Source organism: Brevibacterium sp. (assembly GCF_022712115.1).
Taxonomy (GTDB): Bacteria; Actinomycetota; Actinomycetes; order Actinomycetales; family Brevibacteriaceae; genus Brevibacterium; species Brevibacterium salitolerans.
Window position 1 is genome coordinate 1 of sequence record NZ_JALAHB010000210.1, and the last position, 13,631, is coordinate 13,631.

The following is a 13,631-nucleotide window of genomic DNA, read 5'->3' on the forward strand; positions in this document are numbered from 1 at the left end:
GACCCGTGCACTCCGTCGAACGCTGGGTCACGCCGGAGCTCTGCGAGCGCATCCGCACGCACGCCGCCGTGCGCGCCTCCCTCAGCCGTCACACCGGCGTCCGTCCGGACACGGTGGCCGCAGCCGGCGGCCACCGGCTCAGCCCGGTCTCGGGCACCGTCGTCGAGGCCAGCGTCGTCGTCCGCACACGCAGACGCGCCCGTGCGCTCGCCATGAGGTTCGAGCGGACACGGGCGCGGTGGAGGCTCACGGAGTTCGTGAGCGTCTGAGCCGGCCGCTGCCGGCGGCGTGCGCGGCGGAGAGGGAGCTCAGCTCCTGCGCTTCCTGCGCTGCGCGCGGTTCTTCGGCTCCGCCGCGGGAGCCTCGTCCTCGCTGCGCACCTGCACGCCTCCGCCGTCGCTGGGAGCGCTCAGCTGCAGGCGCGGTGTGCGCGGGGCCAGCTCCTCGGCCTCCACCGTCACGCCGCCCCCGGAGGCGTCCGCCGCCGCGGCGGCCAGCTTCGCACCGGAGCCGTCCGCGGCCTCGCCCTGCCTGCGAACCTTGACCTCGAGGGTGTTCGTGAGACGGACGACGTCCTCGCGGATGCCCTCCTGCATCGCGGTGAACATCTCGAAGCCCTCACGCTGGTACTCCACGAGCGGATCGCGCTGGGCCATCGCGCGCAGACCGATCCCGTTCTTGAGGTAGTCCATCTCGTAGAGGTGCTCGCGCCACTTCCGGTCGATGACGGAGAGCGTCACCCGGCGCTCCATCTCGCGGGTCGCCTCCTCGCCCAGCTCCTCCTCGCGGCGGCCGTAGAACAGCTCCATGTCCTCCAGGATCTCCGCGAGCACCCCGGCCCTCGTGAGGCCGCCCTTCCCGCCCGTGTCCTCGGCGAGCTCCTCCGCCGTGAACGACGGCGTGTAGAGACGGCTCAGCGCCTCGAACAGGGCGTCGAGGTCCCAGGTCTCCGGCGGACCCTTGGTGGCGCCCTCCACATAGGCGCCCACCACGTCGCGGCGGAAGCCGGAGATCTGCTCCTCGAGGTCCGCGCCCTCCAGGACGCGCCTGCGCTCGGCGTAGATGACGGTGCGCTGGCGGTTGAGCACGTCGTCGTACTTGAGGACGTTCTTGCGCTGTTCGGCGTTGCGCGACTCCACCTGGCTCTGTGCGGACTGGATGGCGCGGGAGACCATCTTGGCCTCGAGCGGGACGTCGTCCGGGACGTTCGCCACGGACATGATGCGCTCTGCCGCGCCGGAGCCGAACAGCCGCATGAGGTCGTCGGTGAGCGACAGGTAGAAGCGGCTCTCGCCGGGGTCGCCCTGGCGGCCGGAACGGCCCTTGAGCTGGTTGTCGATGCGCCGGGACTCGTGCCGCTCCGTGCCGAGCACGTAGAGGCCGCCCAGCTCGCGGACCTCCTCGGCCTCCGCGTCCACGGTCCTCTCGACCTCCGCGAGCACCTCCGGCCACTTCGCCTCGTACGCCTCCGGGTCCTCCCGGGAGTCCAGCCCCAGCTCCTCCATCCTGGCCACGGCGAGGAACTCCGCGTTCCCGCCCAGCATGATGTCCGTGCCGCGGCCGGCCATGTTGGTCGCGACGGTGACCGAGCCCTTGCGGCCGGCGAGGGCGATGATCGAGGCCTCGCGCGCATGGTTCTTCGCGTTGAGGACCTCGTGGCGCACCCCGCGCTTGGCGAGCATCTTCGACAGCAGCTCGCTCTTCTCCACGTTCGTGGTGCCGATGAGGACGGGCTGGCCGGCCTCGTGGCGGTCGGCGATGTCGTCGACGATCGCCGCGAACTTCGCCTGCTCGTGCTTGTAGACCACATCGGACTGGTCGAGGCGCTGCGGCGGCTTGTTGGTGGGGATCGGCACGACGCCGAGCTTGTACGTCGACATGAACTCCGCGGCCTCGGTCTCCGCCGTGCCGGTCATGCCGGAGAGGGTGTCGTAGAGGCGGAAGTAGTTCTGGAGGGTGATCGTGGCGAGCGTCTGGTTCTCCGCCTTGATCTCCACCCCCTCCTTCGCCTCGATTGACTGGTGGAGGCCCTCGTTGTAGCGGCGGCCGCGGAGCACGCGGCCGGTGTGCTCGTCGACGATGAGCACCTCGCCGCCCAGCACCACGTAGTCCTTGTCCCGCTTGAACAGCTCCTTGGCGCGGATCGCGTTGTTGAGGAAGCTGATGAGGGGGGTGTTGTCCGTGTCGTAGAGGTTGCCGATCCCCAGGTAGTCCTCGACCTTGTCGATGCCGGCCTCGAGGATGCCCACCGTTCGCTTCTTCTCGTCGACCTCGTAGTCGCGGTCCGGGCGCAGACGGGTGACCACGCGGGCGAACTCGGCGTACCAGCGGTCCACGCCGCCCTCGGCCGGACCGGAGATGATGAGCGGCGTGCGCGCCTCGTCGATGAGGATCGAGTCGACCTCGTCGACGATCGCGAAGTTGTGGCCCCGCTGCACCATCTCGTCGACGGACCAGGCCATGTTGTCACGGAGGTAGTCGAAGCCGAACTCGTTGTTGGTCCCGTAGGTGATGTCCGCGGCGTACTGCTTCCGCCGCAGCTCGCTGCTCATCTGCGCCTTGATGCACCCGGTCTCCATGCCCAGGAAGCGGAAGACGCGGCCCATGAGCTCGGACTGGTACCCGGCGAGGTAGTCGTTGACCGTGACGATGTGGACGCCCTTGCCGGAGAGCGCGTTGAGATAGGCCGGTGCGGTGGCCACGAGGGTCTTGCCCTCACCGGTGCGCATCTCCGCGATGTTGCCGAGGTGGAGTGCGGCACCGCCCATGAGCTGGACGTCGAAGTGGCGCAGCCCCAGGGTGCGGGAGGAGGCCTCGCGGACGGCGGCGAATGCCTCCGGCAGGAGCTGCTCGAGCGTCTCGCCGTCCTCGTGGCGCGTCCGGAAGCGGTCCGTCTCCTCCCGGAGCTCGGTGTCGGAGAGGGCCTCGAACTCCTCTGCGAGGTTGTTGATCGCCGTCGTGTAGTTCCGCAGCCGCTTGAGAGTGCGGCCCTCTCCGGTCCTCAACAGCTTCTCGAGCAGATTCGCCACGATTCTCCTTCACCCGCGCTCTCGGCGCACGGTCCTCGCCTGTGGTCCAGCGTCCAAGCATATCGGCCTGTTCCGCCCGATGACGACCTCGCCCAGCCCCAGCCACCCTGCGAGTTCGCCGAGTTCCTCCTCCACGGCCGCCCAGCAGTCCTCGCCCGGCTCCATGTGCACACCCGCGACGAGCACCCCCTCGCCGCGGCGGGCACGCACGTCCACGCGCGCCCGGATCCGGCCGTCGTGGAGGAACGGCATGACGTAGTAGCCGTAGCGCCGCCGCTCCGCCGGCGTGTAGATCTCGATCCGGTAGTCGAAGCCGAACAGCCAGCTCAGCCTGCGCCGGTTGAAGACGAGGGGATCGAACGGGGCGAGCAGGGCGCTGCCCTCCGCAGTGCGCGGAGCCACCGCGGAGTGCCAGCGCCAGGCGCGGGTGCCGTCGACGTCGACCTCGACGAGCTCGCCGGTCCCCGCCAGCGTGCGCACGGCCTCCGCCGTCGCGGCCCTCGGCAGCCGGAAGTAGTCCGCGAAGCAGTCCACGGTGCCGAGGCCCAGCGCGGGTGCGGCGAGGCGGACGAGCGCGAGCGCGTCGTCGGCCTCGCCGCTCACGCCCCGCGGGATCCTCCCCGCGTCCGGTCTCAGCCCCAGCTCCGGGTCCTCCTCCGGGCCCCAGCACGCCGGCGGCTGCGGCAGCGCGGGGTGGACGTGCTGCGGGAGGGCGTAGATGCGCTCGAACTGCGCGTTCCGTCCGGCGCAGGCCGCACGACCGGAGCGCAGCAGGGCCTCGAGCGCGGACTTCACCCGGGAGGGGTTCCAGCCCCAGTGGTCCCGGGCACGCTCCGGCAGGCTGTGCGGCACGCGCGCGGAGAGCTCCCGGGCGGAGCCGGGACCGGCCGCCAGCTCCGCACAGATCTGCTCCATGAGCGCGGCGAAGGCCGCGCCGGTGCGGGGATCGCGCTGCCCGTAGTCGTGCACGTACCACTCCGCGCGCCGCCGGTGGAAGAGCCCCACCGTCTCCGGCGCGGTGTACGCAGCCTCGTGGGCCCAGTACTCCACGCCCATCCGCGGCTCCTCCCACAGGAGACGGTCGAGGGTCTCCCGCGGGTACGGGCCCAGCCGGGAGAAGAAGGGGAGGTAGTGCGAGCGCGTGACCGCCTGCACGGAGTCGACCTGGACGACGCCCAGCCGGGAGAAGGTGCGACGCAGATGCCCGGCGTCGGGCCGCTGGGGCCTCGCACGCGCCAGACCGGAGGCGGCGAGCGCCATACGCCTCGCCGCCTCCGGTCTCATCCGGACGGGCCCGGACCTGCTCACTCAGCCCTCGGCCGCAGCCGCGCCGTCGAGGGCGATGACGCCGTAGCTCCAGCCCTTGCGCCGGTAGACCACGGACGGGTGCTCCGTCTCCTCGTCGATGAAGAGGTAGAAGTCGTGGCCCACCATCTCCATCCGGTTGAGCGCCTCCTCGATGCCGATCGGCTGGGCCGGGAACTTCTTCTCACGCAGCACCACCGGGGAGTCGCCCTCCGCCTGGATCCTGCCGTTCGTCTTGGCCGCGTTCGCGTCGTCCTCGTCCGAGGCGGCACCGCCCACGCCGCCGTCGGACGGGACCAGCGGGTCGACGACCTCCATGTGCGCGAGCGCCTCTGCGGTCGAGCTCTTGCGGCGGTGGCCGGACCGGGCGACCTTGCTCCGGTCCTTGGCCCTGCGCAGCCGCTCGAGGAGCTTGGCCCAGGCGAGATCCAGCGCAGCGTACTTGTCGTCAGCGGCGGCCTCGGCCCGCAGCACCGGGCCCTTGGCGAAGACGGTGATCTCCACGCGCTCCTCGATCTCCGGGTTGCGTGAGTTCTCGTGCTTGACCTGGACCTCGACGGCCTGAGCCCGGGGGGAGAGCTGCTCGACCTTCGAGACCTTGTCCTCCACGTGCGCGCGGAAGCTGTCGGAAACGGCCTGATTGCGGCCCTTGACTACGACATCCATGATGTCTCCTTGGCGACTCGCTTGACGGATCGCTCCGTACCCACCGTCTGATGGGTACACCCCATTGAACACCATTTTCCGCCCCGTGCGTAAGCCTCCCGCACCCGGTGTCGCACAGCGTCCCGACATGCGACGTGGGTGCATCTGTGCAGTTCAGAAGCGTGTAGTGTCAGAGATGTCTGTGCCGGTTCCGCCCTCGGGAGACGAGGGTGCGGGCAGATCCCCGGAGCCGTCCCCGGTGAGCGCGAGCACGGCGCACCGGTGTGCCGGGACGCCCGCCGCGGTCAGGGCGCGCGCCGCCTCCGCGAGGGTGGCACCCGTCGTGAGGACGTCGTCCACCAGCACCACCGTCCGTGCCCGCCGCACGCACTGCAGTGCCGAGCGCGCCGCCGCGTCCGTGCCCACCGTGTGCGTCCCCGCCACGTTGCGCCTGCGCTGCTTCGCGCCGGATCCCACCTGGTCACGGTGACCGCGCGTGCGCAGGGGCGCGGCGACCGTGATGTCCAGCCCGTCCTCCGCGAGGACCGCGACCGCGCGCCGGGTGAGGGCGGCGACCAGGTCCGTGCCACGCGCACGCACCGCCGCGGGCGAGCTGGGCACCGGCACCGCCGCCACCGTCCCGCCGCGGTGGCCGGAGGCCTCGACCGCGGCCCCCAGGGCCGCCGCCAGGAGGAGTTCGAGGACGGGGAGCAGATCACGGCGGCGGCGCTCCTTGAGCGCCACCATCGCGTGGCGCAGCGGGCCCGTGTACGCACGCGCCCCCGTCACGGGCAGCAGCCCGTAGCGCGGGAGAACGGTGCGCGGCTCCGGGCTGAGGTGGCTCAGACAGGCGCCGCACATGCTGACGGTCTCCGCTCCGCATCCGGCGCAGCTGCGCGGCAGGAGCAGGTCGAGCGCCTCGGAGCCGAACGCCCGCAGCCCACCGGATCCATCAGCACGCCCGGCCCCCATCGCCGGTGACCGCTCCCGCTCTGTCAGCCGCCCACCGGATCCATCGGCACGCCCGGCCCGTTCCGACGACGACCGCTCCCCGTACGCTCCCATGCCACACCCGTGCCTCGCGGACTCAGCCCGGGTAGGCCGGGTCGAAGGCGACGATGTCCACGAGCTTCTGCCAGCTGTCGGAGCCGTACGAGTACAGCTCCCCGGCCTCGGTCGTGATCCTGATGGAGGGCGAATCGGAGCTGGCGGTGATGGAGACGCCCCCTTCGACCTCGCCCAGCTCCCGGCTGGGCCCGCTCACCCCGACGGAGTACGGCTGGGCGGGCTCGCCGTCGAGCGAGCCCAGCACCGCCAGCTGGGCGGCACCCGCCCAGGAGAAGTCGACGACGTCCGTGAAGCCGGCGCCCACCCGCAGCGGCGTCTCCCCGGTGAGGCCCGTGGGCACGCCGTCGTCGTTGCGGAGGATGCCGATCACGTCGATCCGCCGGCCCCCGTCGTCCTCCGCGGAGACGACCGCCAGCTGCGTGCCGTCGCGGGAGACGGCCAGCGTGACGACGTCCCGTCCCGCCAGCCACTGTGCCGGGACCTCGACGAGATCCCCGGAGGGCCGCAGGACGCTCACTCCGCCGTCGTTGCTGCGCGTGCTCGTCCAGATGTTGCCGAAGCGGTCGAAGCTGGGGGCCACGAGCCCCTGCGCGTCGCTGAGCACCACGCCCTCGTCCCCGGACTCCGGCACGATCCGGTGCAGCTCCGTGTCCCCGCGGGCGAGGTAGGCGTAGGTCTTCTCGTCGAAGGACACCGCCGGCTCGTTCACCCCCGGCGCCGGCTCCGGCAGGCCCGCCACCGGCTCCACCCGCGCATCCGTGAGCCGGGCCAGTACACCGCCGGAGACGACGACCGGCCGCTGGTCCGTCTGCACGCCCACCGGCGGCATCTCCGTGCCCTGCGCGGACAGCTCCCCCGCCGGGGAGGTGACGGAGACGGAGTTGGTCGAGGAGAGTCCGCGCAGGGTCGCCGCGATCTGGTTGACGAGGCGACCCTCGTCCTCCCCGTCGAGGCCCTGGACGGAGGCGTCGAGGGCCACCTGCGCGATCCCTCCCTCCACGGTCACGGAGCGGGGGTCCAGATGCGTGCCGTCCGGGACGGCCGAGGTCACGGCGCCGCGGAGGTGGTCCGCGGGGCCTGCCAGCAGGGCGGAGACGACCTCCGTCGCCGTGGAGGTGGACCGGATGAACCAGCGGGTGTCCGGGACCAGATGGTCGTAGCCGTCCGTGTAGAAGTAGAGCGGATACGAGTCGAAGACCGCTGCGAACGAGGCGTGGGTGAGCACGAGCCCCTGGGGTGCGTCGGAGATGCGCCACTCCCCGTTGACCTGCCGGAGGGAGAACTCCCACTCCGCCTCGGTGTCCGGCCGCTGCTCCCGGTAGACGTGCTGGGAGTTGAGCATGGCGTCCACGGGCAGGCGCAGCCGGACGTCCCGGCTGTCCGAGGTGACGTTGGGGATGAGGGAGTCGAAGCTCGTGTCCGCGGGCATCACCGTCACGCCCGCCTGCGGATCCCACTCCTTCGCGAAGTCCTCCGTGAGGAACGAGCGGGCCACCGCGAAGTCGTCCGCGTAGCCCGCGCCGGCGGCGAGGAAGCCGCGGACGATGTCGTGGGCCTCCGCGCCCTCGGCGGGACCGTCCGGCTCGAACTCCGAGCCGAGCCCGTCGACCGGCTCCTCGACCTCGATGGTCCCGGTCTCCCCGTCGACGGGGATCGAGGCACAGCCGGAGAGCAGCAGGCATGCGACGGCCACGCCCGAGGCCAGCGCCCGCAGGCGGCCGCGCGACCGCCCGCGCACCGGTGGCTCAGTCCGCATCGTCGGCACCTCCGTCCCCTCGCACCGCGCCGGGCCGCACGGCGTCCGCACCGCCGGGCGGCGCACTGCCCTCCGCGTCCCCTCCAGTGTGCCCCGTGCGCTCCCGGGGCGCACCGTCCGCGGAGGCGTCCGCGCTCTCCGGTCCGCTCTCCACGACGATGGGGATGCTCCCGGTCTGGATGCGGACGGAGCCGTCCGAGCTGGTGGGACCCGCCACCAGAGCCTGCCCGCGCTTGGCGTCCGCCGGCGGCAGCGGCAGGGGCGAGGAGGAGATGGCCTGCCCGTGGCGGCGCGGGATCGTGAGGCGGAAGCAGGAGCCCTCCCCCGGCTCTCCCCAGGCCTGCAGCCAGCCGCCGTGCAGATGTGCGTCCTCGAGCGCGATCGCCAGTCCCAGTCCGGAGCCTCCCAGGGTGCGCTTGCGGGAGGGGTCGGCCCGCCAGAAGCGGTCGAAGACGTGCTCCACGGCCTCCCGGCTCATGCCCACCCCGTGGTCGCGGACGGAGACGGCGGCGGCCTCGGCGTTGGAGGCGAGGTACACGTCGATGGGACGGCTCTCTCCGTGCTCCACCGCATTCACCACGAGGTTGCGGAGGATGCGGGTGACGCGGACGCGGTCCGCCTCCGCCATCACCGGCGTGGCCGGGGCGTGCACCCGGATGCGGGTGCCGGCCTGGTCCGCGACGACGCTCACGGTCTCCACGACGCCGGCGACGATCTCGCCCAGATCGTGCGGGTGCGGCACGAGCTCCGCCGCGCCCGCGTCGTACCGGGAGATCTCCAGCAGGTCCCCGAGCAGCGCCTCGAAGCGATCCACCTGTGAGCGCAGCAGCTCCGCGCTGCGCCGGGTGGTCTCGTCGAAGTCGTCGCGGGACTCGTAGAGCATGTCCGAGGCGATGTGGATCGTGGTGAGCGGTGTGCGCAGTTCGTGCGAGACATCGGAGACGAACTGCCGCTGGAGGACGGACAGGCGTTCCATGCGGGTGATCTGGTCCTGCAGGGTGTCCGCCATGTCGTTGAAGCTCTCCGCCAGGTGCGAGATCTCGTCGCGCCCGGCGACCGGCATGCGGCGGTCGAGATCGCCGTCGGCGATCTGCCGGGCCACTTCCGAGCCGGTGCGGATGGGGGTGACGACGAGCCGCGAGACCAGCAGGCCCACCGCGCCCACGAGGACGACGAGGACCACGCCCGCCACGCCCACGGCACGCGTGACGAAGTCGAGGATCGACTGCTCCTCCTCGAGGTCCGCGACGAGGTAGAGCTCGAACTGTCCCGCACCGGGCACCACCACGGGCTGTGCCACGACGACGCCGGGGGCGGAGCCGTCACCGGTGAAGCTCAGCGAGCGGTACGCCTGCTGACCGGTCGGGGAATCGGCGACGGTGCGGAGGAACTCCTCCGGCAGCTCGGCGACCTCCGGGGTGTCCGCGCGCTTGTCCGTCACCACGATGGGCTCGCCTGCGCCGGCGGGATCACGGGGCACCAGGCTGATGGCGCGCAGCGGTGTGGGCGAGCGCGAGTACATGCTGCGCAGCTGTACGCCGAGCGCCTCGTCCAGATCCGCGTCCGCGGCGAGCGACTCGAGCTGCCCGGTGTAGCCGTTGGTCTGCGACGACAGCGAGTCCAGCTTGGACTGGAAGAGCCCGCGGGCGATGACCTGGGTCATGTACGAGCCCACGCCGAACAGCGCGACGGCCGTGAGCACCATGGTGAGGAGGACGACGCGGACCTGAAGCGAACGCAAGAAGAGGGAGACGAACCCCCGCGCCCCGCGAGCGAGCCCCTGCCACACGCTGCGGAAGGCGAAGGCGAGCGCAGGAGTGCGGCTCATGCGGGACGGGGCCTCACGCGCTCTGTCCGGCCTTGTAGCCCACGCCGCGCACCGTCACGACGATCTCGGGGTTCTCGGGATCCTTCTCGATCTTGGAGCGCAGACGCTGGACGTGGACGTTGACCAGGCGGGTGTCCGCAGCGTGCCGGTAGCCCCACACCTCCTCGAGCAGCGTCTCGCGGGAGAACACCTGCCACGGCTTCCGGGCGAGCGCCACGAGCAGGTCGAACTCCAGCGGCGTGAGCGAGATGGGTGCGCCGCCGCGCGTCACCTGGTGGCCCGCGACGTCGATCGAGACGTCCGCGACCTGGAGCATCTCCGGAGTGGTGGGCTCGAAGAGCCGCAGGCGCGCGCGCACCCGCGCGATGAGCTCCTTGGGCTTGAACGGCTTGGGCACGTAGTCGTCCGCCCCGGCCTCCAGCCCGGACACCACGTCCACCGTGTCCGACTTGGCGGTGAGCATGATGATGGGCGTGCCGGACTCCGCACGGATCTCCCGGCAGACCTCCAGCCCGTCCTTGCCCGGGAGCATGAGGTCGAGCAGGACCAGGTCCGGGCGAGTCGTGCGGAAGGCCTCGAGCGCACCGTCCCCCGTGGCGCAGAACTCCGGGTCGAACCCTTCGCTCTTGAGGACGATGCCGATCATCTCCGCGAGTGCTGTGTCGTCGTCGACGACGAGAATCCGTGCATTCATACCGGCCATTGTCCCAAACCCCGGCACGAGCGCACGCACGACCCGCCGCACCGTGCCGGGTGTGCCGGCCGAGGGCGACCGGGCCGCAGCGCCCGCCGCCGCGCCGCCGGGCGGTCCGCGCCGCACCGTCAGGTGTGCCGACCGGGGCCGACCTGGCAGGATGGGAGGCGTGACGTCCTCGCAGCACGCAGATTGGAACGCCCAGGTCGACTGGCGGACCGGCACTCTGCGCGCCCGCACGCCGGGAGCGGGCCGGCGGACGGGGGCCTGGCGGCCGCCCCCGCAGCCGGGGACCATGCCCAAGCGCCCGCTCACCTTCTTCGAGACGCTCGACGGCGGCTTCCGCCTCCTCCGCTTCGCCCCCGGCTCCACCTTCGGCATCGCCCTCATCGTCCAGACGCTCACCGCGCTCCTCGTGGCGCTCGCGATCACCGCCGTGGCCGTGGGCAGCGCGGGCTTCCTCATGCGCACCCTCTTCTCCTCCCCGGATGCGGGGCTGGGCCTCAACATCCTCCTGCAGACGGGCGCCACGGCGGGCTCGCTCGCCTCCCTCTCCGTGGGCCAGCTGCTCAGCGGCTTCTCCGCGGTCGCCGGCGACTCCGCGTTCGGCACCGCACGCATGAGCCTGCGCGAGGTCTGGCGGCGGCTCGCCGGCGTGCGCCTGCGACTGATCGGCCTCACGCTCCTGTGCATGGGCGCGCACGTGGGCGCGCTGCTCGTCCTCATGCTGCCCGGCCTCCTGCTCCTCCTCGTCTCGCCGGCGGCCGGGATGGTCCTGGGCACGCTCGGGTTCCTCGCCTGGCTGCCGGTCACCGCCGCCGCGTTCGCCCGCTTCGCCCTGGCGGGCTCCGTGCTCGCCGTGGAGCGGACCGGAGTGCGGGAGGCGCTGCGCCGCTCCTGGGCACTCACCCGCGGCAGCTTCTGGAAGACGCTGGGACAGCTGGTGCTCGCCTACTTCCTCTCCTCCCAGGTCGTGAGCCTCATCATGTCGCCCGTCCTCACGATCCTGCTCGTGGCCCTGCTCGCCCTGTCGATCTTCCTGGGCGTGGGCGGCGGGCTGACGCTCACCCTCGCCGCCGTGCTGTTCGGCGGCCTCGGAGTGGCGATGGCGGCCTTCGCGATGGCCTCGGGCGCACTGCTCTTCGCCTACCTCTGCGGCACGGTCTCCTGCGTCTACTTCGACCGGAGGATGCGGCTGGAGGGCTATGACCTCGTCCTGCTGCGCCGGGCGGAGGAGGCCGCATGAGCGCCGCAGCGCTGCTCACCGCGCAGGGATCGTTCATCCCGCAGGGATCATTCGCCCCGCAGGGACCGGCCGGCCGGCTTGATCTGCTCACCCAGGCGGACCTCCTGTCCCAGCCCAGCCGGGAGGAGGGCCGGCGCTGGGCGGAGGAGGAGCTCTCCAAGACCCGCTACCACGAGGCCGAGACGACCCTGCTCGAACGGATCGGCAGGGCGATCTCCGAGTTCTTCGCCGATCTGCTCGACGGCGTGACCCGGATCGAGCACCCCGCGCTCATCGTCGTCGTCATCCTCGCCGTCGCGGCCCTCGTGGTGGGCATCGTCTGGTTCACCCGACGCGCGGCGGGCGTCCCCCTGGACCGGAAGCCGGAGTCCGCCCCGGTCTTCGATGCGGAGATGGACCCCGAGGTCCTGCGCAGGACCTCCGCGGAGGCGGCGGCCGCGCGCGACTGGCGCCGCGCGGTCCAGGACCTCGTCCGGGCCGTGTTCGCGGAGCAGTCCCGTGCGGGCAGGATCGCGATCGACCGCTCCTCGACCGCCCACGAGCTCGCCGAGGCGGCGGGCAGCGCGGTGCCTCCCGCCGCCTCCGCGTTCGCGGAGCTGGGCGGCCTCTTCGACACCGTCACCTTCTCCGGCACCGCCACCGGACCCGAGGCCTACGACCGCGCCCGTGCGCTCGACGCCGCCGTGCAGGACCGCGCGCGGGAGGTGAGGGCGTGAGCGCCGGCATCGACGTCGCCGTCCGGGGGACCGTGCGCGGCAGCTCCGCGGGCCTCCGCGCCCGTGCCGGAGGCGTCCTCCGCTCCGCCGCCCTGTGGGTGGTCGCCGCCGTGGTCGTCCTGCTCGCCGCCATCGTCATGGTGCTCATGCAGGGCAGGGAGGCCGTGCGGCCCCTCCACTACGACTCCACGCAGCCGGACGGCGGGCGCGCCTTCACGGAGGTGCTGCGCACCCAGGGCCGTGAGGTCACGACCACGGAGTCGCTGGCCGAGGCCCGTGAGGCGGCCGCGGGCGGCGGGACGCTCCTCGTCTATGCGGCCGGTGACGTGCTGGACCCGGAGATTCCCGGCGAACTCATGGCGGCAGCGGACGAGGCCGGGACGGACGTGGTGCTCATCGCCCCTGACCTGACGGTCTCCGACTGGACGGACGCCCTCGAGACCGACTACCTGGGCGAGGTCTCCCCGGACACCCGGCGTGCTCCGGAGTGCGAGGTGCCCGAGGCGCAGACCGCCGGGGCGGTGTCCTCCCGGGCGGCGGGTGCGGACTACTACTCGACCTCTCCGGAACCGGAGGACGTGGAGTTCTGCTATCCCGGCACGGGCACCGGCGCGATCGACGAGGCCTCCGTCCCCCACGGCCTCTACGCCGTCGAGGACCGCGGCGCGTCGACGCTCACGGTGCTGGGCGCAGAGGAGTGGCTGAGCAACGAGACGCTCGCGGACGAGGGCCACATGTCCCTCGTGGCCGGTGCCGTCGCCGGGGACGGGGAGCTCACGTACTACTACCCGGACAGCGGCGACCAGCCCCGTGCCGACGACGAGCAGCTCCCGATCCCCCTCATGGGGCTCTTCCCGGACTGGGCGGTGGGGGCGGTCCTCTGGCTGCTGCCGGTCGCCCTCGTGGCGATGCTGGTGTACGGGCGGCGTCTGGGCCCGCTTGCCGTGGAGCCGCTGCCCGTGGTGGTGCCCGCCGCGGAGACGGTGCTGGGCCGCAGCGCGCTGCTCCAGCGCGCACAGGACCGGGAGACCGCGCTCAGGGATCTGCGGGCCGCCGCGCTCGTGCGCCTGGGCAGGCGGCTCGCGCTGGGGCCGGAGACTCCGGCCACCGAGGTCTGTGCCCGGGCGGCGGCCGCCGCCGGCCTGGATCCGGCGTGGACCGAGGCAGTCCTGCTCACCCAGCCCGCCGGGGACGATGCGACGTTCGTCCGTCTGTCCGCCGACATCACTTCGATCGAGAGAGAGGTCGACCTCCTATGACGAATCCTCCCCCGCAGCAGCCGCACCCGGCACCGCAGAACTCCCGCTTCGCGCCTCCACCCGAGGCCGGCCGGCACGGCCGGAC

Annotated in this window: 11 protein-coding genes; 4 read left to right on the plus strand and 7 right to left on the minus strand. The window is 72.3% G+C overall.

Annotation, left to right across the window (positions count from 1 at the left end; translation table 11 throughout):
• The coding region (locus tag Q0A33_RS12180; protein ID WP_291796997.1) for an Rv3235 family protein at window positions 1-269 on the plus strand (269 nt) is incomplete at its 5' end.
• A gap of 39 nt (window positions 270-308) precedes the next feature.
• Here Q0A33_RS12180 and secA read toward each other — a convergent pair.
• The 7 genes from secA to mtrA form a co-directional block, all read right to left on the minus strand.
• A complete protein-coding gene (gene secA / locus Q0A33_RS12185) occupies window positions 309-3,029 on the minus strand; it encodes a preprotein translocase subunit SecA (RefSeq protein ID WP_291797001.1) in 2,721 nt (906 codons plus the stop codon).
• A 9-nt stretch (window positions 3,030-3,038) separates the two neighbouring features.
• On the minus strand, window positions 3,039-4,289 hold the full coding sequence (locus tag Q0A33_RS12190; protein WP_291797004.1) for a crosslink repair DNA glycosylase YcaQ family protein: 1,251 nt from the start codon (window positions 4,287-4,289) through the stop codon (window positions 3,039-3,041).
• A 48-nt stretch (window positions 4,290-4,337) separates the two neighbouring features.
• Window positions 4,338-5,000, minus strand: coding sequence for a ribosome-associated translation inhibitor RaiA (gene raiA / locus Q0A33_RS12195; RefSeq protein WP_291797008.1), 663 nt, complete (start codon window positions 4,998-5,000; stop codon window positions 4,338-4,340).
• 153 nt (window positions 5,001-5,153) lie between these two features.
• Window positions 5,154-5,951 carry a phosphoribosyltransferase family protein gene (locus tag Q0A33_RS12200; RefSeq protein WP_291797011.1) on the minus strand — a complete coding sequence of 266 codons (798 nt, stop codon included), beginning with the start codon at window positions 5,949-5,951 and terminating at the stop codon, window positions 5,154-5,156.
• 115 nt (window positions 5,952-6,066) lie between these two features.
• Entirely contained in the window at window positions 6,067-7,803 is a 1,737-nt protein-coding gene (locus tag Q0A33_RS12205) for an LpqB family beta-propeller domain-containing protein (RefSeq protein WP_291797014.1), read from the minus strand.
• On the minus strand, window positions 7,793-9,631 hold the full coding sequence (gene mtrB, locus Q0A33_RS12210) for an MtrAB system histidine kinase MtrB (RefSeq protein WP_291797017.1): 1,839 nt from the start codon (window positions 9,629-9,631) through the stop codon (window positions 7,793-7,795). Before mtrB ends, Q0A33_RS12205 begins: the two co-directional genes overlap by 11 nt.
• A 13-nt stretch (window positions 9,632-9,644) precedes the next feature.
• Window positions 9,645-10,325 (minus strand): MtrAB system response regulator MtrA, encoded by a 681-nt coding sequence (mtrA, locus tag Q0A33_RS12215; RefSeq protein ID WP_291797020.1) that lies wholly within the window; start codon window positions 10,323-10,325, stop codon window positions 9,645-9,647.
• Window positions 10,326-10,494: 169 nt separating this feature from the next.
• Here mtrA and Q0A33_RS12220 point away from each other — a divergent pair, with 169 nt between their 5' ends.
• Genes Q0A33_RS12220 through Q0A33_RS12230 form a run of 3 tightly spaced genes read left to right on the plus strand, consistent with a single transcriptional unit; the run spans window position 10,495 to window position 13,546 of the window.
• Window positions 10,495-11,571 carry a hypothetical protein gene (locus tag Q0A33_RS12220; RefSeq protein WP_291797023.1) on the plus strand — a complete coding sequence of 359 codons (1,077 nt, stop codon included), beginning with the start codon at window positions 10,495-10,497 and terminating at the stop codon, window positions 11,569-11,571.
• Complete coding sequence (locus Q0A33_RS12225) at window positions 11,568-12,287, plus strand: DUF4129 domain-containing protein (protein WP_291797026.1); 720 nt, start codon at window positions 11,568-11,570, stop codon at window positions 12,285-12,287. The genes Q0A33_RS12220 and Q0A33_RS12225 overlap by 4 nt, the downstream gene beginning before the upstream one ends.
• Entirely contained in the window at window positions 12,284-13,546 is a 1,263-nt protein-coding gene (locus tag Q0A33_RS12230; protein ID WP_291797029.1) for a DUF4350 domain-containing protein, read from the plus strand. The genes Q0A33_RS12225 and Q0A33_RS12230 overlap by 4 nt, the downstream gene beginning before the upstream one ends.
• Window positions 13,547-13,631: the final 85 nt, after the last annotated feature.